This window comes from Rhodococcus koreensis, assembly GCF_900105905.1.
GTDB classification, from domain to species: Bacteria; Actinomycetota; Actinomycetes; order Mycobacteriales; family Mycobacteriaceae; genus Rhodococcus_F; species Rhodococcus_F koreensis.
In genome coordinates this window covers 8,789,829-8,812,452 of record NZ_FNSV01000005.1, presented here as the reverse complement: position 1 = coordinate 8,812,452, position 22,624 = coordinate 8,789,829, and the positions used below count along the sequence as shown (strand labels likewise).

Below are 22,624 nucleotides of genomic sequence, written 5' to 3'. Positions count from 1 at the left end.
TGTCAGCCATGAAACACGTCATCGCCACGTTATGCAAGTCAATTTGCACTCTGTTTACTAGATGCAATTTTCAGGTCGCGTTCGCAGAAATGCGCCCCCACCAGCCCGAACGCCGAAAGATCAGGTCGCGGATGACACTCGAAATGAAGTTCGCCGCGAAGGCGAGAGCCCGCGCCACGACTCGAATCACCAGGCGCCACAACGGGAGACGGGATCGCAACCGGCTTGTCATGCTGTCGAATTGCAATTTCACATCAACGTGCAATTTTACTTGCATCTGCCGCGGCGATGCGGTTGTATGGATGACAGGAACCCTTCCCGGAAGCACCGCGACCGGCAGCACCCCTGCGGCCACACCGTCAGCGGGACAACGCATTACAACCAGATCGACGAGAAAGTGACGTGAGACGATGACGACCGTCCTGGCAACCCGTTCGGGTTCGACCGCGACCCTGGCCCTGAACCGCCCCGACCGCCTCAACGCGGTGAGCGAGGAGCTGTACCAGACGCTGATCGACGAACTGGTCGCGGCGGATTCCGATCCGGACGTGCGCGCGGTCGTGATCACCGGCGCAGGCCGCGCGTTCTGTGTCGGCGCCGATTTGAAGGCCCACAAGTCCGGCACCCGCAGCCGGGAAGAGCAGGCCCACTACCTCGACCTCGGCCAGAGAGTCTGCGAGCAGATTCAGACGATGGACACCCCGGTCGTTGCCGCGGTCAACGGATACGCACTCGGTGCCGGCGCGGAAATGGCGGTCAGCGCCGACTTCCTCGTCGTCGCCGAGGACGCCCAGATGGGCTTTCCCGAGGTCGGCATCGGCACCTTCGTCGGCGGGGGTGTCACCAACCGACTCCCCCGCCTCGTCGGACTGCGGCGGGCCACTGACATGCTGATCCTCGGCGAACGCTTCACCGGCGCCCAGGCGCTGGAGTGGGGACTGGCGCACTCGGCCGTCATCGCGGATGAGCTACTGGACGCGGCGTACGCGCTCGCCGACACCCTCGCCGGGAAGGCCCCGCTCTCGCTCGCCCGGATGAAGGCAGCGCTGCGGCGTAACGACCCCCTCGACATCGTCCTCGAGACCGAGCCGCAGGAGTTGCTGGCGCTGATGAGCACACAGGACTGGGCCGAAGGTGTGGCCGCATTCGCCGAGCGCCGCGCCCCGATCTTCGAGGGAAAGTAGCGATGACAACGATGGCTCAGCCCTCCCCCGCCGCGGTCGCTCCCGCCCCGCGGGCCGGAACCCGCACGGCGCTCCAGCGCCTCTTCGATCCTCGCTCCATCGCGATCGTCGGCGCCTCGACCAGCCCGACCAAGCGCGGCTTCCAGGCCGTGCGCGCGCTGCAGCAGGCCGGGTACGAGCACCCGGTGTACCCGGTCAACCCGAATGCAACCGAGATCCTCGGACTCGAGGTCGTCCCCTCGATCGACGGACTGCCCTACGGCGTCGACGTCGCCCTCATCGCCCTACCCGGCGCCGCCGTACCCGACGCCGTGCGCGAGTGCGCGGCGGTCGGCATCGCCGGAGTGGTGGTGCTGGCCAATGGATTCAAGGAAACCGGAGACTCCGGGGCCGACCTCGACGCCGACCTCGCGCGAGCGATCGCCGAGACCGGTGTGCGGGTGATCGGTCCGAATACCTCCGGGATGCTCAACGTCTCCACCGGCGCGAACCTGGTGGGCCTGCAGAACGTGCCCATGGGCCCGATCAGCGTGGTCACCCAGAGCGGAAACATGCTGCTGTCCATGGTCAACGACAACCGCGCTCTGAAAGGTCCCGGCTTCCACGCCTACGTCGGCCTCGGCAACCAGGCCGATGTCCGCTACGACGAATGTGTCACCGAACTCGCCCGCGACACCGGCACCGGTGCCGTCGCCATCCACTCGGAGGGTTTCGCGGACGGCCGGGCGTTCCTGGTCGCCGCGGCGAGCGCGGTGCGGGAGAAGCCGGTGGTGGTACTGCGCGGCGGCCGCTCCGAGGTCGGGCAGCGCACCGCGCTCTCTCACACCGGGTCGATCGCCGGTTCGGACGCTGTCGCCACCGCGGTGCTGCGCCAGGCCGGTGCGGAATTGGTAGACCGCTCGGACGAACTGGCCGTCGTGGCAGGAGCAATGTCCACCACCGCGCCGATCGCGTCCGGCCGCAAGGTTGCAATCCTGTCCGACGGCGGCGGCCACGCCACCCTGGCCGCCGACGCACTGACCGCGCGCGGAATCGAACTCGCGCAGATCGGTGACCAGACCCAGCGGGTCCTGCGTGATCTGCTCGGCGGGCCGGCGTCGGTGGTCAACCCCGTCGACGTGGCCGGGGCCACCGACGCCGATCCCACGGTGTTCGCCGACGCGGTGGACGCCCTGATGCGGGATCCGGCGGTCGGATTGGTGCTGATCGTGGGACTGTACGGCGGTTATCACCTGCGGTTCGACGCCAGCCTGACAGACGCCGAGGACGCCACCGCCGACAGGCTCCTCGAGCTGACCACCGCCCACCGGGTTCCCCTGCTGGTGCAGAGTTGTTACGCCGGGGACACTGTCTCCAACCACGACCGCCTGCGCGCCGGTGGGGTCCCGGTGATCAGTTCCATCGACCACGCCGTCCGGGTGGTCGCCGCCCTGGACCGGCGCGGACGACGACTGGCCACGGCGTCGCAACGTTCGCCCCTCACCTTGCCCGCCCCCGCACCGCGTGCTGCGGTGGGAACGGGAATTCTGGACGAGCCGACCGCCCGCGCCTTCGTCGAGGACGCCGGGGTCGACATCGGCGGATGGACCTTCGCCCGCACCGTCGACGAGGTCGTCACCGCGGTCGTCGGATACTGGCGGCCGTGTGCACTGAAGATCGTCTCGCCGCAAGTGATCCACAAGTCCGACGTCGGTGGCGTGAAACTGAACGTGGTCGGCGCCACCGCCGCGGAGAATGCACAGGCGATCATCGACGCGGTCACCGAGAACGTGTGCGGCGCAGTGATCGACGGCATCGTCGTCACCCCTATGGCCGATCAGGGCGTCGAACTCCTCGTCGGCGCCACCCACGACCCGATCTTCGGCCCGGTGGTGGCATTCGGCAGCGGTGGTGTGATGGTCGAAGCCCTCGAGGACGTCACCTTCCGCGCGGCGCCGTTCACCGAGATCGAAGCCCACGAGATGATCGACGAGACCATCGCCTCCCGCATGCTCGACGGCTACCGCCACCTTCCGGTGATCGACCGGACTGCGCTGGCCAGGTTCCTCGTCCACGTCGGTGACATCGTTGCAGCACACCCCGAGATCGGCGAGCTCGATCTCAACCCCGTCATCGCCTCGAACACCGGGATCGTCCCCGTGGACGTGCGTATCGTCTTGTCCGACAATCTTTCTGGAGAACACGCATGAGCGACCCCCTGCTGACCGACCGCACCGGCGACACCGTCGTCTGGACCCTCAACAACCCCGAGGCCCGGAATCCCATCTCCGAGGCCGACACCATCGACGCGCTCGAGGAGGCCGTCACCGCGGTCAACCGCGACCCCAGCGTGCGGGTGGCGATCCTCACCGGCGCCGGCTCCGCGTTCTCCTCCGGCGGCAACGTCAAACACATGCGCGACAAGGAAGGCATGTTCGGCGGGTCCCCCGCAGAACTGCGGCAGGGATACCGGCACGGCATCCAGCGCCTCCCGAAAGCGCTGTACCACTGTGAGATCCCGACGATCGCCGCCGTGAACGGGGCAGCCATCGGCGCCGGCTGCGACCTGGCAATGATGTGCGACCTGCGGATCGCCTCGACCACCGCGCAGTTCGCCGAAAGCTTCGTCAAGGTCGGCATCATTCCCGGCGACGGAGGCGCCTGGCTGCTGCCCCGTGCCATCGGCATGGCCCGGGCAAGTGAGATGGCCTTCACGGGTGAGGCGATCGACGCGCAGACCGCACTCGAGTGGGGCATGATCTCCGCGGTCACCGAGCCCGAGCACCTTCTGACCGCCGCCCACGAACTCGCGTCCCGGGTGTCGGCGAACCCGCCGCACGTGCTGCGGATGACCAAGCGGTTGCTGTGCGAAGGGCAGCACCAGAGCCTCGAGAGCATCCTCGAGCTGTCGGCGGCCATGCAGGCTGTTGCGCATCACACCGAAGACCACCACGAGGCTGTCGGGGCCATGCTCGAACGGCGAGCCCCGCAGTTCAGCGGACGATGAACGCCCGTATCGACGAGACCACGGTCGCCGGACTGCGATGGGTGGTGGTGACGGGTGAACGCATCGCCGCGTTCACCCTGCTGGGTGAGTACGCCCGCGCCTCGATCACCGCCGTGCAGAAACAGTTGCCCGAACGCGAAGGCCTGCAAGTCTTCACCCGCAGTGGTCGCGGACGACGCATCCTGGCCGATGTGGCGGCAGCCACCGAACAGGCGTACCCGCACCTCGCCGCCGAGCTGCGTGCGCTCGCGGCCGGCGCCACGCTGCCCTACGAGGATTTGCTGCTGGCCAATCTGCGCGGCGACCTCGGCGTCGACGACGGCACCGGCTGCACGGACCTCGCCTGGCGCGGCACATCGTCTTTCATCGCGCACAACGAGGACGGCGCCCCCGCCCTCGACGGACACTTCATGCTCCTGACCCTCCACATCGACGGTGACCTACCGGTCACCGTGCAGTGGTACCCCGGGTTCCTGCCTTCCAACACACTCGCCGCCAACGCCGCAGGACTGGTGTGGGGCATCAACCACATCCAGGTCACCACTCCGATCGCCGCCCCCGGCCGCCATTTCGTCGCCCGCCGACTGCAGCAGTGCACCACCTTCACCGACGCCGTCGACTTTCTGCGCACCCACCCCAGCGCCGGCGGCTTCGCCTACACGATCGGCGATACCCACACCGGTCGCGCCGCAGTCGTCGAAACCGCCGCGGGGCGTCACGCCGTCCGTGAACTCCCACCCGACAGAGCATTCGAATGGCACACCAACCACATCCGGTTCATGCCCGACCCACCGGACCGGGCGCCGGCTGGAGCCGCCACCGCCAATCTCGGGCAGCGCGACGAGAGTCTTGCTCGGGGCAGGGTCCTCGAAAACATCACCCCGGCCCTCGAACCCGGCGTCGACTGGTTCGACCGAGTCCTGGCCGGATCCCCCGTTCCCACCGGCGTCCACCGCACCGCCGCGGGCGACGACCCCCTCGCCACCCTGTGCACCACCGTGACCAACCTGACCGACCAAACCATCTTCATTCGCAACCGACACGACCGAACAGCCTCACTGTCGCTGGCCGACTTCGTCGCGGGACCGCCCTCCACTGAACGATCGGCGACCGAGTGACGTAACGCTCAGGACTTCGTCCGATGTAGCCGCTGCTACATTTTCCTGGTGACGAGTGAGGGAACCGGAGCGCGCTGGCTGACGGAACCCGCCGCCGACAGCGAACGGCCATGACCGGCGCCGCGTCACCAGCCGCGCGGTGGCGGATGTGGCCGCTGTACGCGGCCGGTTTCACCACGGCCTTCGGAGCGCATGCCGTCGCGGCGAACCTCGCCTTCGACCTCGAGGACCCGGCCGGCTCCCTCCTGTATCTCGGTCTGCTGCTGGCGCTGTACGACGGCGCCGAGGTAGTGCTCAAACCCGTGTTCGGGACCCTCGCCGACCGGATCGGTGCCCGACCGGTCCTCCTCGGTGGCCTCCTCGGATTCGCCGCGGCCTCCGCCCTGTTCGTCGTGGTCGGCGACTCGGACTGGCTGTGGTCGGCCCGGCTCGGGCAGGGCGCCGCCGCGTCCGCGTTTTCCCCGGCCGCAAGTGCGCTGGTCGCACGGATGACCCCGAAAGCCGGGCACGGCACCGCGTTCGGAACATACGGCTTCTACAAGAGCCTCGGCTACACGCTCGGCCCACTGCTGGGCGGCGTGCTGGTGTGGCTCAGCGGCCTCACACTGCTGTTCGCGGTGATGACCGCCCTCGCGCTCACCATCGCGGCATGGGCGGCGCGCGTGGTGCCCGCCCTGCCGCCCCTGCCGCGCGACCGACAGACCGTCCTGGACCTGGCACGCCGCCTGACGGATCGGACGTTTCTCCGGCCCACCCTCGCACTCGCGTTCGCAACCTCGGCGCTGTCCGTGGGAGTGGGATTCCTGCCCGTCAGCGGCGCCGCCGCCGGGATGGGCTCGGAGGCGACCGGCGCTGCCGTGTCCGTCCTCGCCGCCTGCGCCGCCCTCGTGCAGCCGCGAGCCGGGCGGGCACTGGACGCAGGTCGCATCTCGGCCGGCACCGGAACCGCGCTGGGCCTGCTGATCACCGCCACCGGACTCGGGTGCGCGATGATCCCCGGTTTGCTCGGTGTGCTGCTCTCCGCAGTGGTCATCGGCACCGGCACGGGACTGATCACCCCGCTGGCTTTTGCGGCGCTGGCCGGCTCGACTCCCGACGAGAGGATGGGACAGACCATGGGTGCCGCCGAACTCGGACGCGAACTCGGCGACGCAGGAGGACCTCTACTCGTCGGAGGCGTCGCCGCGGTCGCCACACTCACCGCCGGGTTCGGCGCCATCGCCGCGCTCACCCTCGTCGTCGGCGCCGGGACCGCGGCCGCACCGCTGCGCCGCCATCTCGGTTTCGTCTCGCCGAAGGACGAGTGACAGCAGCGGCAACAACTGGTCCGTCTCGCTCGCGCGTTGGCCCAGATCGATTGAGACAAACGGAGATCGTCAGGTTTGGTTCGAGTTCAACCTGTGCTTGATGCAGAGCTGCAGGCCAAAGCCCGTTTCCAGCCGTTGCCGCACCGTGGTGAGGTTGATCACCGGATGGTCGCCGAGCGCTTCGACCGCGTCGGCCACGAAGAACGGCGGGAACGACAGCTTCATACCTGTGCGTGCGTGGAGCACCGCCTTCTCCCGGTCCCGCACGCGGGCGATCCCGGTGACATCGATCTCGACGACTGTCGTCAATTGCGCCGAGGTGTGGAGGGATTCGACCATTCTCCGGGCGATGGTGCGACGGATCCGCGGCAGCTTCTCGACGCGGTCCGCGCCGGACACCGTGACCGGTTCGACGATGGGCGCAGGTTCCGGCAGAGTCACCCCCGCGGCGTTCGCTCCGATCATCGCCAGCGGGCCACCGACCTCGACGACAGTGTCCTCTGAAGCGAGGATGTCGACGAGAATCCCGGCCGTCGGCAACGGGACCTCGGTGTCGACCTTGTCGGTGGACACCTCGAGCACCGGTTCCCCCTCTTCGATGCGGTCACCTCGCGATGTGAGCCAGCGGGTGATGGTCGCCTCGGTGACGTTCTCACCGAGCGACGGCAGCACCACGGTGGTCGCGGCGATCTGATTCAGCGGAGCTTCGCGCTTGCGGGCGGTGGAACCCTCGGGGAACGGCTTCGGCATTGCAGCATCCTTTCAGCGTGAAGACTGATTTTCACAGGTCAGATGTCACCCCATGCGGGTGTGGCCCCCCGTCGATCATTTGTCAGCGTGCAATCTCTCCGGTGGGGATTTCGCAAGTCTGCGAGGTTAATTCGGAACGTAGATGCTGACAATCTCTGCAATACAAACCGGCTTGTCGGCATTCTCGCGTTCGATCGTGACGGCCGTGACAACCTGGACGCCCGAGGGGACGGTTTCAACGTTTACTATGTCAACCGCGGCCCGAATCCGCGAGCCGACGGGGACGGGTGCTGGGAATCGAACCTTGTTCGACCCGTAGTTGATTCCCATTCGGACGCCGTCGACGGCGTAGACCTCCCATACAAGCATCGGGATCATCGAGGTCAGCAGATGTCCGTGGGCGATGGTGGCGCCGAACGGTCCGTCAGCAGCCCGTGAGGGATCGACGTGAATCCACTGGTGGTCACCTGTCGCGTCAGCGAACGCGTCGATTTTCTCCTGGGTGAGGGTGTGCCATGACGAGTAGCCGATCCGGGTGTTCGCCACCGCGTGCAGTCCGTCGATTCCGTTGAGTGTTTTCATACCTTGGGCCCTCCGGCGATGTAGAGAACCTGCCCGGAGACGAATCCGGCTCCCTCACTCGCAAGGAATGAGATCGCGTGTGCGATGTCGTCGGGGACCCCGACTCGGGCGACGGGGATGTCGGCGGCCACCCTCTTCTTGAGATCGTCGAACTTCATTCCCATTCGTGCTGCCGTCGCGGCTGTCATCTCGGTCTCGATGAAACCGGGAGCAACGGCGTTGGCGGTGACGCCGAATTTGCCGAGTTCGAGGGCTAGAGTTTTGGTGAAACCTTGCAGCCCGGCTTTGGCTGCGGCGTAGTTCGCTTGACCGCGGTTTCCGAGCGCCGACACGCTCGAGAGGTTGATGATTCGCCCAAAACCGGCCTGAGTCATGTGTCCCTGAACCTCTCTCGTCATCAGGAACGAGCCACGCAAGTGGACGTTCATGACGGTATCCCAGTCGGTGGCCGACATTTTGAACAGAAGATTGTCGCGGGTGACGCCGGCGTTGTTGATCAGAACGACCGGCGCTCCGAGTTCCGTTGTGATCTTATCCACTGCCTTCTCGACACCAGTTCCGTTGGAGACGTCTGCGCCGACAGCAAGTGCGGTTCCTCCGGCCTGGGTGATCGTGTCGACCACGTACTGGGCGGCGGCCTCCTCGAGGTCGAGGACGGCGACAGCGTGGCCGTCTGCTGCGAGCCGCTGCGCGACGGCGGCGCCGATTCCCCGTGCAGCACCGGTGACGATTGCGGTGCGGCGGTGTTCGGGATGGGGTGATGTGTTCACGAGATTGGGGGTACCTCTCGAGGATTGGATCGATGTGACTTCGGGTCAGGTGAGCATTCGAGGATCAGTGCCATGCCCTGTCCTCCGCCTACGCACATGGTTTCGAGGCCGAACTGCTTGTCGTGCGTCTGCAGTAAGTTGATGAGGGTGCTGGTGGTCCGCGCACCGGTCATGCCGAACGGGTGGCCCATGGCGATGGCCCACCGCTGACGTTCAGTCGCTGTTCGCCGACACCGAGCATGAGGTCGTCGATGTCGCTTGGATGGAGTGCAGGTACTTTCGCCAACGCGGCCGTGACCATCTGGACGGGGAGGTCATCGGGCCGAATGTCCTTCAATGAGTCCTCGATCGCTCTACCGATCGGCGAACGTGCGGTGGCGACGATGACAACTTCAGGCATGGTTGTTCCTTCAATCGGTGATTGCTGTACGTGGAAGAAGATGGAGGCGAAGGTTCAGCCGGCGCAGCCGGAGATCCCGCCGTCGAGCGGAATGATGGTGCCGGTCAGATAAGAGCCGGCACGGGAGGCCAAGAACCGGACCGTGCCGATCAGGTCGTCGGTTTGTCCGTAGCGGCCCAGTGGGACGCGCCCGACGAGCTCTGCCTCGACCTCTGGATCCGCCGCGACGTGTCCGAGCATGTCCGTCAAGACAGGCCCGGGGGCGATCGCGTTGACGGTAATACTGTCGGATGCCAGTTGCTTGGCTAAATGGCGGGTGACCATGTGCAGACCGGCTTTGCTCGCACTGTAGGAGTAGTTCTCCCAGCTAGGTGTAGTCAAGGCATCCACGCTGCCGATGTTGATGACATGAGCGGGCCGGTCGGGGCGTGCCGCATTGCGCAGAAGCGGAAGCGTTCCCGTGATGAGGTAGAACGGAGCGACAAGGTTGGTGTTGAGCACCTTCGTCCAACCGATGAGGGGAAACTCTTCAAGTGGCGCACCCCAGGTGGCCCCGGCATTGTTCACCAGGATGTCGATGCTTGTCAGGTGCTCGCCCAGCCAGTCGACCAGACCGGTCACCCCTTCGGCCGACGACAGGTCACTGGCGACGGGGGTGCAGCGTCCTGTCGTTCCCGCAGCGTCTGCCCCGGCATTGATGGCTTCGGCCGTCGCGCGGCACTGTTCTTCCTTTCGGCTGGTGATGACAACGTGGGCACCGCCCTGTACCAGGCCGCGGGCGATCATGGCGCCGATCCCTCGTGAGCCACCGGTTACGACGGCGGTCCTCCCGGCGACAGAGAAGAGGGTGTCGGGTGCCGGTCGCACTTCGGAGGTGGTTGCACTATTCATATTATCTACGCTAGGACCGCATTGACGTTATCTCTTGGAGGTCAGCGCACTTCGCTTGCGTCGCGCGCAGTAGACATGAGCGGAGCCGCGGGCAAGCCTGGTCGTCGAGCGGGCCCGCGGGTCTGCTGATTCAGTCGTTTTCGGCTGCCGCAGAACGTGTGTCGGACGGGCGCTCACCGAAGGCCCGCCGGTACGCATTACTGAAGGTGCTGAGGTCGCCGAATCCTGACGAGTATGCCACCTGAGTCACGCTCTGGTGGCTCCAGCCACGGTCCTGAAGACGCAACCGGGCCAACGCCAGACGCTCCTCTCGGATGAGGTCCGACGGCGTTGTCCCAATCCGCTGCAACTGGGCCTGAACGTGCCGGAGCGACCAGCCGAGACGCGTCGCGACCACGGCACCTGTGAGGTTCGGGTCGTGCGCATTCTCTCGAACAAAGCGTCGGATCGCGGTGACCAACCCTTCCTGAACATCGACGGAGGGGGCGGCCGTGTCTGCGTTGTAGGCGAGCGCCACGAGATCGACGATTCGGTCGGCGATCGCGTCGAATTGACTACCGGTGAGCTCGTGCCGCTCCCTGCGCAGACTACTGACCACGTCGACAACGATGCGCCCCAGTCCGGATGTCGCATCGAGGACGGTGCCGGCGTGCGGCAATGTCGGCACCCGCGCCTCGATCCGGTCACGGGGAATCACGAATGCAACGGAGGAGAAGCCGTCACCATGGCGCAGAACAGTCGCGGTGTCCAGCGACGTGAGAGCCATGACCGCCGGTGTGATCGTGGCTTCACGACGATCCTGCTCGAGGATCACTTCACCCCGGACCGGTAGGAGCAGTTCGTAGGCGCCATGTGGATGTCTGCGGATGTCGGCTGCCGTGCGGGAGAGGACCTCCGCTTCGCCCCACCAACGAACTAGCTGGTACGTGTCCGAATATTGATGCTGAAGGGTTCCCTGGTAGCTGTCCGCAAGGGAGAAGGCCATCGGACAGTGGATCGACGAGACCTGATCGCGCCACCAATCACCGCGCTCGCGCTGGTCGTGCTCGTTGCTGCGCAACGTATCGACGGAATACAAGGTCACAACACCTTCTCACACCGGTATGCCGAAACTGCGACTCACGCCACCGTCGACGCTAGCGTGCGCCGGCGCCCACGCCAACGGCGTGATCATCGCAGAGCCCGCTTGAGGAGCTTTCCTGTCGCGTTCATTGGCAAGGTGTCCCTGAACTCCACCAGGCGCGGGTACTTGTAAGCCGCCAACCGTTCCCGTGACCAGCCGATCAGGTCTTCCTCCTTCAACTCCGATCCGGGCTCGCGGACGACGAAGGCTTTCACTTCCTCACCGATTCGCTCGTCGGGGAGTCCGACGACGGCCACGAGGCTGACCTCTGGATGGCCGGTGAGCACCTCCTCGAGCTCGCGCGGGTAGATGTTGAAGCCTCCCCGCACGATCAAGTCCTTGGCGCGATCGACGATGAAGTAGTAGCCGTCCTCGTCTCGCGTTGCGATATCGCCCGTGCGGAACCAGCCCTCGCGGATCACTTCCTTTGTCGCCTCGGGCCGCCCCAGGTATCCCTTCATCACGTTGTATCCACGTACGGCGAGTTCTCCTGGCTCCCCGGCGGGGACCTCGTTCCAGTGATCGTCGATGAGCTTCACCTCTACCCCCCAGATCGGTTTGCCGATCGATCCCGACCGGTTTGGTTGGTCGAGCGGGTTGAACGTGACGGTGGGACTGGTTTCGGAGAGTCCGTAGCCTTCCCGGATCCCGACACCGAAGACATCCCGGAACCGCTCCAGCACATCGACGGGCATGGCAGCTGCGCCGGACAGCGCGATTCGCAGGAGACCGGCGAGGTCAACGTCTATTCCGTCAGCGGCCCTATTGAGCAGAGCCCAGTACATCGTCGGGACACCGGCGAAGACTGTCACCCGGTGCTGCGTGATCAACGCCAGGGCCTCGGCTGCGTCGAATCGTGGCAGCAGGACCAGGGTGGCACCCATTGCGAAGCCGGCGTTCAGCTGTACGGTCTGTGCGAAGGAGTGGAAGAGCGGAAGAGTGACCAGGTGTACGTCGTCGGCGCGGGCGTCGAGCAGTTGGTTATGCCCGATGGCGTTGAGGACCATGTTGGCGTGGGAGAGCTCCGCCCCCTTCGGCTTGCCGGTCGTCCCGCTCGTGTACAGGACCACCGCTGTGTCCGTTGCCTCGGTCACCTGCAGGACGTCTTCCGCGGGGTGTTCGGCCAATGCCTCAGCCAAGGTTGTTCCCACGCCTGGCTCATCGAGCAAAGCGGGGCCAAGGGTGACCAGTTGCTCGCAGGATTCGACGTCCTGGAATCCGCGCCACGCCTCGTCGTCGAGCCCCGGCACGGTACAGAAGTATGCCGTCGCGCCCGAGTCACGGAGGTGGTAGGCAACCTCCTCCCGCTTGAGCATCGTGTTGAGCGGCACGACGGCTCCACCGGCCTTGAGGATGCCGAAGTAGACAATCGGAAACTCGACAACATTCGCGATCGTCAGGGCAACGCGGTCGCCTGAGCGCAACCCCAGGGAGAGAAGATATTGGGCAACACTGTTCGCAGCCGCATCGATTTCACCGAAGGTGAGGGTTCGGTCACCTTCGATGACAGCGGTTCTGCTGGGAGTGCGTCGAGCAGTGTCGGCAAGCATGGTGGCCAGGTTGAGCATGATCCTGCTTTCAGATGATGACGGTGTGACGTTGTGAATGTGGATTGCCGACTCAGGACCAATCCCAGTCGTATTCAGCTCCCACCCGCTTTGCCAACGGCTTGAACATGCGCTCTTCGTAAGTCGCCATCGTGTCGAGGCCGGGAATGGGCGCGAGGTTCAGGATCTCGGCAAGCCGCTCGAAGTCGAGTTCAGGTTTCGGCAAGCCCGCAGCAAGCGCGAATCTCTGTAGTTGGTTGGTGAAGCTCTCATTACACGGCGGCTTCCCGAAGTTCACCGGATGCTTCATCGCCTCATCGAGGGTTACAAACTCCACGCCACGCTCGAGGAATGCCTCCAGGATCGGAGCGAGGGTGTCACGAGAGATCGTGGTGCCGTGTACGAGCCAGATGAGGGGCGCGTCGGCACCGAACAGGGTGTGCGCGGTGTCCGCGTGCTTGTAGAGCATGTCAACCGCGGTCGACACGTGCAGGTCGCGTACCTGCTTCTGCACGTCCTTGTCGCCTAGGGTCATCGCGCGGAAGTAAGGCATGATGAACGCGAAATCACTGAACCAACTGGTGATCGGGGCAGTGCGGTAGCCGAGATCTGCGAGGTAGTTCTCGACTTCCCCTCGACGTCGTTCGGATCCTGATGACATGTCCATGGGGTACCGGAAGTACTTCGACGGTGCGGCGTCGATCAGATGACCGATGTACTTCTCGGCCGTCTCAAAATCGCGTCGGAATGCCGCGTCGGGCATCCAGCGCAATGGAGCGTGCTGGTGAGTGTGGTTACCCAGGTGATGGCCCGCTTCGGCCCACGCCTCGAAGGCCTCGATTTGCTCTGGCTCGTTCTCGAGCCGGTATGTGTGAGAGAAGCCGTAGGTGCCCTTGAGTCCGTAGTCGTTCAGCGTTTTCGCCACAGACCGCGTGATGTCGGTGGGAGTCGTGTCGTCCGGCATGGGAACGCCGTCCCACAGGACGAAGTCATCGATCGTGACCGCAATCTCGAGAGGGCGGTCGGCGCGTGTGTCATTCATTGCGTTGACTCCGGATCTACCAGGAGGACTCCTCGACACGAAGCCCATTTCCACCGACCCTATGAAGTGATGGACATCACGTCTTGGCTGTTTGCGCGCATCAGCTTTTATCAGGCGCACCGTATTCGGCATTGAGATGCGCGCTGTGCGCGCTCGTCGAATCCCGTGCGCATAGGGCCAAGTTTCGCCTTGTCATGACTTCTACCGTCGTTGGTGACGAAGGAGTAGCACACCGTGAATTCATCACAACAGATCGTCCTGGCGCAGCGCCCCCACGGGCACGTGAGCTTGGAGGACTTCCGAGTGGAGGACGTCGTCCTGTCCGAACTCAAGGCTGGCGACGTCGCACTCGAGACCCTCTTCATCTCGATCGATCCGGCCATCAGGGGCTGGCTCGACGACCGACCGAGTTATCTTCCGCCAGTCGCAATCGGAGAGCCAGTTCGCGCTTTCGGACTGGCCCGCGTGACCGCCTCACGCAACAGCAATTTCACCGCGGGCGACATCGTTCGTGGCTTCGTCGGCTGGCAACGGCACCAGATCGTCAGCTCGCCCGGCTCTGACTGGGACCGAATCGCATCACGCGAGGACGTCCCCTTGGAGCACTACCTTGGCGTCCTCGGGATGACGGGCCTGACCGCGTGGGCCGGAGTGTGCGACATCTTGCGGCCGGAACCAGGGCACACCGTCTTGATCTCCGGCGCCTCTGGCGCAGTCGGAAGCGTGGCCGTCCAACTCGCGAAGCAGGCGGGCGCACAGGTTGTCGGCATCGCAGGAGGCGCCGAGAAGTGCTCGATGGTGGCCCGACTGGGCGCCGACGCCGTCGTCGACCGCAAGGCCCCTGATTGGAAGGACCAGCTCGAGGCGGCAACACCGGACGGCATCGACCGCCTCTTCGAAAACTCGGGGGGCCCGATGTTCGAGGCATCGATCACCCGGCTGAACAACCACGCACACATCGCCTTGTGTGGCCTGATCGACGGCTACAACTTGACCGAACGCCCCTCCGGCCCAAACAACTTCGGACAGCTTCTCACCAAGCGTGTCCTCACCCAAGGATTCGTCGTGCTCGACTACATGGACCGCGCAGCAGAGGTTGAAGCCACGCTTGGCGAACTCATCAGTTCCGGACAGTTGGAGGCCGTGCAATCGGTATTGCCCGGATTCGAGGAGCTGCCGGCCGCCTTCGTGGACTCGTTCCCCAACGGCCAACCGGGCAAGCTCATCATCGATCTGACTGCCAGCCTCTGAAACCACCTCAGTCGGAGCTTCGCATTTCGTCATCGCGCGGCCGGCATACGGCCCCCGACGCAGGCGAGGTATCCCACCGATCCACCTCTACTGCAGGTCCTCGCCAACTCCGTCCACTGGGATCACTCCGCCCCTGTCGGCACGCCCGTCGATTTGCACAAGGTGTTGACCACCGAGCCCGCCCGACGCGCTCACAATCTGCTCGGGCTCGACGAACAATAGGTGAGCGGGCCGACGAATCCGCCTGCCCCTACACTCGCGGCGGCCGCGATGACGGAATCATCGTTCGCGCCGACGGGGCGATCGCCTACGGGCCGATCTGGAACTGGACCACAAGTTCGGCGTGGGCACATGTCACCCGACATCGGCTGACCGTGAACCCCGTCTACGCCAAACTCCATGAACTGGGTGTCCCCGATCATCAGCAGCAACTCTCCCACCTCATCAAAGGCAGCCACCTCGACCGCGGCCCTCTCACCTGGCTACGCCGCGGATGGCCCGCCCTCTTCGAACATGCGCCGACACCCTCCCCGCATCCGACAACTGAGCTGAGCGCCCGGGAGTGTGTACGACGCCATCAGACACGCGTCAATGCCTCCCCCATCGTGCGGTTGAGGGTGCTGAGCGAGCGGACGGCACTGCGAACCGGCCCGGGTGTGGTAGTCGACCGCAGCATGACGTCGGGTGCCGAGGTTTCGGTGAGTTTCTCTGGAGGCTCTACGTGCTCGCCGGCGAGTGCGCGTTTGACGTCGGCGATGGTTGCCTTGGTGACGTCGGCTGCTTGGCGCAATGCCTTCGCGGTCGCCTGCGACGGTCCGCTGTCCGGTTCGCCGCGAGAGGCGCTGACCCCTGCTCGGGCGAGTGCATGAGACGACCGATTGCTGGCCGTCATGATCCGCAACAGCCGTTTTGCTCCCCGACGGGTCCGCGTCGTCGGTCCCATTTCCAAGGGTTTGCCCGCCGTGACAAGGTCCTTCAGCGCGTTGTCCAGCTTCCGGATGTCGGCGACGAGGTCAGTCTCGTGGCCTGGTTGGACGACGGCTCCGATACCGGTGTCGATGATGGCAGTCATCTGATCGAGGTAGTCGTCGATCTTCGAGATCAGCGTCGATCTCGTTCCGGTGGAGAAGATGAAGCACGCCGCCGCTATTCCGACGATTCCCCCGGCCGCCGTTTCGTAGATGCGCAGTTCTAGTACCTCGATGCTGAATGTGCCGAGCAGTCCGTACAGCATCGCAAGCATGACGGTAACGAAGAAGGAGAGCAATGCGTAGGCAACCGTGACGAGGTAGAACGCGAAGAATACGCAGACAACGAGCAGGAGCAGCTGCAATGGCTGGTTGTTTCCGACCAACGCGGACAGCAATACTCCTGCAAGAACTCCCGCGATGGTGCCGACGACGCGGTGGCCTGCGCGCGAGAGAATCTCACCGCGGGTAGACGCTCCGGTGAAAACGAGGAAGGCCGTCAGGACCGCCCAGTACCAGCGGTCGGGCGAGATCAGCTCACCGAGAATCGTTGCAGCGCTGGTTGCGACGGCTACCTGGATCGCGGCTTTGGTGCTCGGATTCCATCCGGTGTCCGCCTCTTCGGCCTCGTCCGGTTTCTCCCTCGGCTCGGATTCTGTTCGCAGGGCATTGTTGGTGATGTGATGGATCGCGATGTGTGCCTGTACTGCTCGCATCGCGACGGCGGTCGCGATACCCTCCGGAGTCGATGGATCGGACTTGTTTGCGGCCGCGGTGGCGAGGCGTCGGGCAGCGCGGAGTTGGTTGTCCGACGGATTGTTCTGCAGGCACGATCCCAGTGCCGTGGTCGCCTGCCCCAGCGAGTTCGGCCACGACTTGTTCGGGTCGAGCGCCCACAGCGCGCTGACGAGTTGTTCGGTAGCGATTTGCGCGTCGAAGATGCGAACGGACAGATCATCGTTTGTGACGCTCAGGAGCTGGGCTGCATCGTTGCGGTCGAGCCAGTCGTCGATCATCAGCGCGGTGCTTCCGAGCCGGTCGAGTTTCTTGCGGAGTAGATCGAGATTCCGATCACCCCTGTTCGACGCCACCTCCAGCACGTCGATCGACGCGGCCCGCAGCGCCCGAACCAACCGTTTGAGTTCGAGCCCGGGCCGGTCCGGCAGGATCACTGTACGGACGAGGAGCGAGATACCGACGCCGGCGACGACGGACACGGCGAGGATGGGAATCTGCCCAGGCTCGGCCCGAAGGAAGAGCGCGAAGAAGTAGCAGATGAACGCAACCATTCCGAGCGCCGTCCCTCGGGGGCCGTAGCGCCGCACCCAGACGGCCGCGAAGAGCACCGCGATGAAGCCCACATCGGCGACCTTCCCGAACTGTGACAGCACCGCGGACATCGACACCGCTGCGATTGCAGGAAACACGAGCAGCAGTGTCGTGATCACCCTGCTGTGCTGATCCCTGTCCTTGACCGCCGCCGAGGACTGCATCGCGACGACCGTCCCGAGCAGCGCGACGGTGAGTGGCTGGCCGATCACGTTGGAACCCGGTAGCAGCACCACCATCGCGAGCACGACGGTGATCGTCGTGGCGGTTGCGGCACGGAGCCGCAGCCTGCCGGGATCGGAGACCGCGAGAAAACGGACCGTCTCCTGTACGAACCGAAAAGCCATTCACCGATTGTGCGCCTTCAGCACCCGCGCATCCGTCATGACACCCCTACACATCGCGGTGCTCTGCGATATCACCCAATCCCGAAATACTTCCTGCCGATCGTTAATCCTATGCACCGTACGTTGATTCGGGAAGTGTCCGCGTCCTACCCATCGCGGTCAGTCTCGGACGATATCGCTTCTGATCGTGTCCGCGTGTTCGGTAATGGCAGATGCGGGCCTGGTGCTGTCGGCGTCTCCGCCAGTGTGACCAGGACCAGACGTGCTCGTCGGGGTGCACGTGCCGCAGGATCAGATGCACGAGCAGTCGCCGGATCTGAAGGTACCGTGTAGCCGATCATGCCCTGATCGTCGATCCCGATTCCCCTTCTACTGCTTCGGTTTCGTCCCGGCCAGCCAGCGAGGGCGAGCATCGACAAGGTGGTGTGGGCGTACCAGGCACGGTAGGTGCGCACCTGATACTGGTCCAGGCCGGCCTCGCTGCGGGCCTACTGGAAGCATTCCTCGACCCGCCACCAGGAGCCGGCGGCGGCGAGTTCGGTGAGCGTGGTGCGGCGGGGTCCGGCGCAGATGTAGTCCGCGATCTCGGTCGGATCCGACAGGGATCGGCGGGCGAGCAGCCAGTGCCCCCGCCCGGGTGCCCAAGCGATCCGGATCGGGATCCGCACCCAGGAATACTCCCGCGGGCCGTGCCCGCCGTCGCCGGCAGAGATACGGCGCCACTCTTCGGCGGGACCGCGGCGATCGTCTCGTCTGCCCGGCCGGTGTGCCCGCCGGGATAAAGACGTCGTCGCCCACGCGAGTGGCCAGCACGTAGGAAATATCGCGTTCGACGAGCCAGACCCGCAGAGGTCCATGATTCGGGCAGGTACAGCTCCCGGTCGATCAACGCGTGCCCAGCGGAACTCGCGTAGGCGAGGAACACCCCGATCTGACATTGTCCACCCACCCAGCGGAGCCCGAGTACTGGCGCTGCACGCCGGCCGAGCGGGTGCCCTTCTTCAAGAACCCGGTGTCGTCGACCTATGCCGACGTCTTATCTGGGGTAATGAGCGTGAATCTGCGTGTTTACACGGGTAGATCTTTTGCGTACGCGTCTGCAAGAGGAGCGTCAGGGTGTCTCGGTGTTGTGGAGGGCGCGTTGGGCGCCGAGGCGGCGACGTAGTTCGAGGTTCTCGCCGTGCGCGGCCTCGAGCGCCTGTTGGAGCGCGCCTATCTCGTCACGGTGACGCCGTTTGAGTTCGGTGAGCTGGGCGGTGAGGGTGCGGACGACGCTGCTCGGAGTTCCGTCTCCGGTCGGGGCCGCTGCTGCCGGTGGCGGTGTGTTCTGCTGTTGAGTCCGAAGTTGTTGGACGCGTTGGCGGATCGGGGTGCAGCGGTAGAGGAAGTCCAGGGAGACACCCGCGGTCCGGGCGAGGCCGCGGAAGGTGATCGGCTCGTTGCGGCGGATGATCTCGTGCAGTCCTTGCTCGGCTCGGGCCTGAGCGGCGGCGCTCTTTCGGGCGGCGGCCTGGCGGAGGTTGTCCGGGTTGCCACGCATCAGTGGTTGTCCTCTTTTCCGGTGATGGCCTCGGTGCGAGCCTCGACGCCGGCGCCGCGTATCGCCCCGGCGGTGCCGTCGGCGAGCCGGGTGTGCCCGAGGGTGAGGATGATTCGGCCGAGGGCGTCGCGTTCCTGGTGGCGTCCGGCGAGCCAGATGTTGTCCTCGCCCATCGGCTGTCCGGTGCGGGCCTCGAACGTCGCGCGGCGTTCGGTAATGAGTTGCGTGGTTCGGACGAGTTGGATTTGCAGCTCGGGCAGGAAGGTGGCGTCGGTGGCGAACTTGTCGCAGGTCAGGCAGGCGTTGCCCTTGCCGCAGACCTGACGCGGCGGCAGCAGGCAGTACCCGTTGGGCAGGATCCGGTCGGTGCGCCTGTCCAGCTCGAGCATGTCGTAGAGGTCGCGGGAATCGACCTCGAGCTCGCGCCCGTCGGCGGTGATCTTTCGGAAGCGCAGAAACTCGGCCTCGGCGGTGGACTGCAACGTCTGCGCATACGTCATGCTCATAGTCGGCGTGAGGTGCCCGAGGTAACGCTGCAGCACGTGCAACGGGACGCCGGAGTTCAGCAACCGGGTGGCGACGGTGTGGCGGAATCGGTGGGTGCGGTTGAAATCGACCAGGGCTCCGGCGCTGTCACGCACCTCCAGTCGGACGGCCAGATCGGTCAGCAGATTCCGCAGGACGGTGCCGGAGTAGGGCCGGTCGCCGTTGCGGTTCATCAGCGCGGCCAGGAACAGGTACTTCGGGGTCCTGCCGGGCGCGCCGTGTTCGGCGAGGAACCGCTGCGCCCACTGTTGCTGCTCGCGGATGATCGCGACGACCTCGGCGTGCACCGGGATGGTGTCCGGCCCGCCGTCGATCTTCGTCTGCTGGTAGCGGAGCTTGGCGACCAGCCCCGGCTCGTCACTGTCTGCGGCGGGGCCGCCCGGCGAGGCGGGGGCCGTCGGCGACAACGGCAGCAGCGGGTCGCGGTCGAGCAGACAGATCTCGCTGACGCGCCGGCCCAACAACGCCACCAGCATGGTGATCCGCATGGCCTGTTCGTCCCCGAACCCGCCGTCGGCGACCGCGGCGCCGAGCAGGTCCAGCCCGCCCATGATCCGCGTCATGGCGTCGTCGTCGATGACCTGACCGTCGAGCCGGGGCCGCGGCTTGCCGGGCAGCTCACCCCGCCGGTAGAAGCCGGCGTGCTCGGGTCCGAGTCGCCGCCAGCCCGGTTCGGCCAGCGCCGCGGCGGCCGCGTCCTTGTTGTCGGTCATGAATAGGTAGAACTGCTCCACATCGCTGGCCAGGCGCTGCATCGACGCCGGTGACAACCGCTGGCCGGTGCGGCGTCCACGGGTGACCGGCCTGGCGCGGAGATGACCGAGGAACTCCAGCATGAGGGCCCGCATCCCGGCGGCGCCATCGACCAGCCACGGCCCCTCGACCCCGCGGCCGCCCAGGAAGCCGTCGAACTCGCCCACCGCCACGATCCGGCGGTGCACCGTCGACCAGCTCAACGATCCCGTCTCCAGCCCGACCTTGCAGTGCCACTGCAGCCCGCGCCGCAGCCAGCGGGTGCCGATCCGGTCGAACCGCACCGAGTACCGGCCCATCGGCTCGTGCTCGCGCAGCGGGATCTGGTTGTCCTCGACCGGGTTCCATCGGTCTCGCTGCCACCACGGGCCGGTATCGGAGGCGGTGACGAGCAGCCGCATCATCCGCGTCAGCAGGCAGCGGATGTTGTTCATCGTGGTGGCCGCCGGCAGCCGCCCGCGGCGCCGATGCACCGCATGCTGGATCTGCCCGCACCAGTCCCGCACGGGCAGTCCGAGCAGGGAGGCGGGCGCCCGCCCGGCACGATCGGCGATCACCTCACCGAGCCGGCGCACCAGCATGCTCAAGCCCGGTGTCGGGATCTTCCCGCCCAGCTCGATGATCCGGAACACACACCACGCCACCTCCCGGCGCATCGGCTCCGGCAGCTGCGACAGGTCCACCCCGGCCCGCCAGGTCCCGTCGTGGCAGAACGCTCCCGCGTATTCCGTTGGGACACTTGACTCGGCGAAGCACGACAGCCGCATCGGTTCCGGCACCGCCGCCCACAAGTTCTCCAGCGCCTGCGGGTCGCAGCGGACGCGGGCCGCTTCCACCCAGTCGATCGTGGCCTCGTCGCGCCCGCCGGTCACGAGCCGGACTCGATCCGCTCGTCGCGGTGCGCGCCGACTCGCCAGCCACCGGTGAACGCCTTCCAGTCGGCGACCGTCCGCATCTCGGCGTCCTCGCTCACGTGCGCGTACGTGTTGAGCGTGGTCTGCACGTCGACATGCCCCAATCGTCGACTCACCACGTGCACCGGTACCCCCGACAACAACAGCGCCGTGGCGTGGCTGTGCCGCATCCAGTGCGGCGACCAGGCCTGCGGCACCTGCCCGGACAGCTCGCGGCGCAGCCGGTCCACCAGGTCGTAGACCGACTCCGGTCGCCACGGCGCGAACCGCGGCTCCCGGTCGAGGTTGACGAACACGCAAGTGCCGTCGAAGTCGTCGGTGGCCAGATCGGCGCCGACCTCACACAACCGCCAGACGTACTCGCCGTAGAGGCGGTCCAGCTCGTCGGAGACATACACCCGCCGGTAGCCGCTCTTGGCCCGCACCTCATGCGGGTGGTCTCGGGCGACGACCTCGACGTACGGGGTGTCACCGCACCCGGTGTGCCAATCGCGATGCTGCAAACCGAGCGCCTCACCCAGCCGAACGCCCGTCTCCGCCAACAACATCCAGAGCAGTCGGTTGCGCACCGACCCACGCCACTCCCGCGTGTCGGGATCCCAACTCGCGCATGCCTCACAGATCCGCTCGATCTGCTCGGGCGTCAAGATCGGTGGCGCCCCCCGGCCCGGGCGGCGCACCCGGATCACCGCCTGGCGACGACCCTTGCGCCGCGCGACGTGCTCGAGCAGCGGCTTGTACCGGCCGCCGCCGCGATGGGTGATCCGATGCAGGTCCCGGCCGACGTCCACGCCGTTGAGCACGTGATAGTCGTAGCAGGACAGCACCGCACCCAGCCGCGCGGAGATCGTCGACTCGGCGAATCGGGCACCACGGTGCTCGATCGACACCACTCCCGGCTCGTCCCCGGTGCGCAACCACGTCAGGAACGCCCCGAAGTTCTCCAACGTCACCGCATCCCAGACCAGCCCGAACAGCTCCAGAAACTGCCACCACAACGCCAACGCCCGCGCATAGGACTTCACCGTGTTCGGCGACACCTGCTGGGCCCGAAGATATTCCAGATACTCCTCCGCCGGGACCACCGGGCGATGATCCGAGCCGAGCACCGTCCAGGTGTGGCCCCCACCCCCGGGCAGGACCAGCCGCTGCACCCGACAACACGCCCCGACCGTTCCTGCGATCGTCGTCACACCCCGTAGCGTATCCACCCCGGATAGAACGTCCGCGACAGACACGCCGACCCTCGCACAGAACTCTCACCATTCATTGCGGA

The 22,624-nt window shown here is 65.8% G+C and carries 17 protein-coding genes and 2 pseudogenes; 6 read left to right on the top strand and 13 right to left on the bottom strand.

Features of this window, described 5'->3' with window-relative positions; translation table 11 throughout:
* Positions 1–410: 410 nt before the first annotated feature.
* From BLV94_RS44800 to BLV94_RS44780, 5 genes are all read left to right on the top strand, one after another.
* Positions 411–1,184 carry an enoyl-CoA hydratase/isomerase family protein gene (locus BLV94_RS44800; protein WP_072943260.1) on the top strand — a complete coding sequence of 258 codons (774 nt, stop codon included), beginning with the start codon at positions 411–413 and terminating at the stop codon, positions 1,182–1,184.
* 2 nt (positions 1,185–1,186) lie between these two features.
* On the top strand, positions 1,187–3,373 hold the full coding sequence (locus tag BLV94_RS44795; protein WP_083395865.1) for an acetate--CoA ligase family protein: 2,187 nt from the start codon (positions 1,187–1,189) through the stop codon (positions 3,371–3,373).
* The gene (locus tag BLV94_RS44790; protein WP_072943259.1) at positions 3,370–4,170 is read left to right on the top strand and encodes a crotonase/enoyl-CoA hydratase family protein; all 801 of its coding nucleotides are present in this window, start codon (positions 3,370–3,372) and stop codon (positions 4,168–4,170) included. Before BLV94_RS44795 ends, BLV94_RS44790 begins: the two co-directional genes overlap by 4 nt.
* Entirely contained in the window at positions 4,167–5,288 is a 1,122-nt protein-coding gene (locus BLV94_RS44785; RefSeq protein WP_072943257.1) for a C45 family autoproteolytic acyltransferase/hydrolase, read from the top strand. The genes BLV94_RS44790 and BLV94_RS44785 overlap by 4 nt, the downstream gene beginning before the upstream one ends.
* 110 nt (positions 5,289–5,398) lie before the next feature.
* Positions 5,399–6,595 carry an MFS transporter gene (locus BLV94_RS44780; RefSeq protein ID WP_244163805.1) on the top strand — a complete coding sequence of 399 codons (1,197 nt, stop codon included), beginning with the start codon at positions 5,399–5,401 and terminating at the stop codon, positions 6,593–6,595.
* Between the two features lie 69 nt (positions 6,596–6,664).
* On the opposite strand, the gene BLV94_RS44775 is transcribed toward BLV94_RS44780, so the two are convergent.
* The 8 genes and pseudogenes from BLV94_RS44775 to BLV94_RS44740 all read right to left on the bottom strand — a co-directional run bounded on the left by BLV94_RS44775 (position 6,665) and on the right by BLV94_RS44740 (position 13,700).
* Complete coding sequence (locus tag BLV94_RS44775) at positions 6,665–7,345, bottom strand: biotin/lipoyl-containing protein (RefSeq protein WP_072943255.1); 681 nt, start codon at positions 7,343–7,345, stop codon at positions 6,665–6,667.
* Positions 7,346–7,471: 126 nt separating this feature from the next.
* Positions 7,472–7,927 carry a MaoC family dehydratase gene (locus BLV94_RS44770; RefSeq protein ID WP_072943254.1) on the bottom strand — a complete coding sequence of 152 codons (456 nt, stop codon included), beginning with the start codon at positions 7,925–7,927 and terminating at the stop codon, positions 7,472–7,474.
* A complete protein-coding gene (gene fabG / locus BLV94_RS44765) occupies positions 7,924–8,697 on the bottom strand; it encodes a 3-oxoacyl-ACP reductase FabG (RefSeq protein WP_072943252.1) in 774 nt (257 codons plus the stop codon). Before fabG ends, BLV94_RS44770 begins: the two co-directional genes overlap by 4 nt.
* Positions 8,694–9,097, bottom strand: a pseudogene (locus BLV94_RS52260) (thiolase family protein). Before BLV94_RS52260 ends, fabG begins: the two are co-directional and overlap by 4 nt.
* 54 nt (positions 9,098–9,151) lie before the next feature.
* The gene (locus BLV94_RS44755) at positions 9,152–9,988 is read right to left on the bottom strand and encodes an SDR family oxidoreductase (RefSeq protein ID WP_072943250.1); all 837 of its coding nucleotides are present in this window, start codon (positions 9,986–9,988) and stop codon (positions 9,152–9,154) included.
* A 130-nt stretch (positions 9,989–10,118) separates the two neighbouring features.
* On the bottom strand, positions 10,119–11,048 hold the full coding sequence (locus BLV94_RS44750; protein ID WP_244163804.1) for a helix-turn-helix transcriptional regulator: 930 nt from the start codon (positions 11,046–11,048) through the stop codon (positions 10,119–10,121).
* A 110-nt stretch (positions 11,049–11,158) separates the two neighbouring features.
* Complete coding sequence (locus BLV94_RS44745; protein ID WP_072943248.1) at positions 11,159–12,679, bottom strand: long-chain-fatty-acid--CoA ligase; 1,521 nt, start codon at positions 12,677–12,679, stop codon at positions 11,159–11,161.
* Between the two features lie 52 nt (positions 12,680–12,731).
* The gene (locus tag BLV94_RS44740) at positions 12,732–13,700 is read right to left on the bottom strand and encodes a polysaccharide deacetylase family protein (RefSeq protein WP_072943246.1); all 969 of its coding nucleotides are present in this window, start codon (positions 13,698–13,700) and stop codon (positions 12,732–12,734) included.
* Between the two features lie 234 nt (positions 13,701–13,934).
* Here BLV94_RS44740 and BLV94_RS44735 point away from each other — a divergent pair, with 234 nt between their 5' ends.
* Entirely contained in the window at positions 13,935–14,951 is a 1,017-nt protein-coding gene (locus tag BLV94_RS44735; RefSeq protein WP_072943244.1) for an NADP-dependent oxidoreductase, read from the top strand.
* Positions 14,952–15,528: 577 nt separating this feature from the next.
* Here the strand turns inward: BLV94_RS44735 and BLV94_RS44725 are convergent.
* From BLV94_RS44725 to BLV94_RS44705, 5 genes and pseudogenes are all read right to left on the bottom strand, one after another.
* The gene (locus BLV94_RS44725) at positions 15,529–17,595 is read right to left on the bottom strand and encodes an FUSC family protein (RefSeq protein ID WP_072943243.1); all 2,067 of its coding nucleotides are present in this window, start codon (positions 17,593–17,595) and stop codon (positions 15,529–15,531) included.
* Between the two features lie 337 nt (positions 17,596–17,932).
* Positions 17,933–18,618 (bottom strand): annotated as a pseudogene (locus tag BLV94_RS52255) (IS701 family transposase); the annotation flags it as partial.
* A gap of 88 nt (positions 18,619–18,706) precedes the next feature.
* Positions 18,707–19,135, bottom strand: a complete 429-nt coding sequence (locus BLV94_RS44715) for a DUF6262 family protein (RefSeq protein ID WP_072943241.1) — start codon at positions 19,133–19,135, stop codon at positions 18,707–18,709.
* Positions 19,135–21,306 (bottom strand): tyrosine-type recombinase/integrase, encoded by a 2,172-nt coding sequence (locus BLV94_RS44710; RefSeq protein WP_072943240.1) that lies wholly within the window; start codon positions 21,304–21,306, stop codon positions 19,135–19,137. The genes BLV94_RS44715 and BLV94_RS44710 overlap by 1 nt, the downstream gene beginning before the upstream one ends.
* Positions 21,303–22,541, bottom strand: a complete 1,239-nt coding sequence (locus BLV94_RS44705; RefSeq protein ID WP_244163801.1) for a tyrosine-type recombinase/integrase — start codon at positions 22,539–22,541, stop codon at positions 21,303–21,305. The genes BLV94_RS44710 and BLV94_RS44705 overlap by 4 nt, the downstream gene beginning before the upstream one ends.
* Positions 22,542–22,624: the final 83 nt, after the last annotated feature.

Coding starts and splice junctions, on each gene's coding strand:
- BLV94_RS44800 (WP_072943260.1), top strand. CDS start 411: ATGACGACCGTCCTGGCAACCCGTTCGGGTTCGACCGCGACCCTGGCC.
- BLV94_RS44780 (WP_244163805.1), top strand. CDS start 5,399: ATGACCGGCGCCGCGTCACCAGCCGCGCGGTGGCGGATGTGGCCGCTG.
- BLV94_RS44795 (WP_083395865.1), top strand. CDS start 1,187: ATGACAACGATGGCTCAGCCCTCCCCCGCCGCGGTCGCTCCCGCCCCG.
- BLV94_RS44790 (WP_072943259.1), top strand. CDS start 3,370: ATGAGCGACCCCCTGCTGACCGACCGCACCGGCGACACCGTCGTCTGG.
- BLV94_RS44770 (WP_072943254.1), bottom strand. CDS start 7,927: ATGAAAACACTCAACGGAATCGACGGACTGCACGCGGTGGCGAACACC.
- BLV94_RS44725 (WP_072943243.1), bottom strand. CDS start 17,595: ATGGCTTTTCGGTTCGTACAGGAGACGGTCCGTTTTCTCGCGGTCTCC.
- BLV94_RS44740 (WP_072943246.1), bottom strand. CDS start 13,700: ATGAATGACACACGCGCCGACCGCCCTCTCGAGATTGCGGTCACGATC.
- BLV94_RS44745 (WP_072943248.1), bottom strand. CDS start 12,679: ATGCTCAACCTGGCCACCATGCTTGCCGACACTGCTCGACGCACTCCC.
- BLV94_RS44755 (WP_072943250.1), bottom strand. CDS start 9,988: ATGAATAGTGCAACCACCTCCGAAGTGCGACCGGCACCCGACACCCTC.
- BLV94_RS44775 (WP_072943255.1), bottom strand. CDS start 7,345: ATGCCGAAGCCGTTCCCCGAGGGTTCCACCGCCCGCAAGCGCGAAGCT.
- BLV94_RS44715 (WP_072943241.1), bottom strand. CDS start 19,135: ATGCGTGGCAACCCGGACAACCTCCGCCAGGCCGCCGCCCGAAAGAGC.
- BLV94_RS44785 (WP_072943257.1), top strand. CDS start 4,167: ATGAACGCCCGTATCGACGAGACCACGGTCGCCGGACTGCGATGGGTG.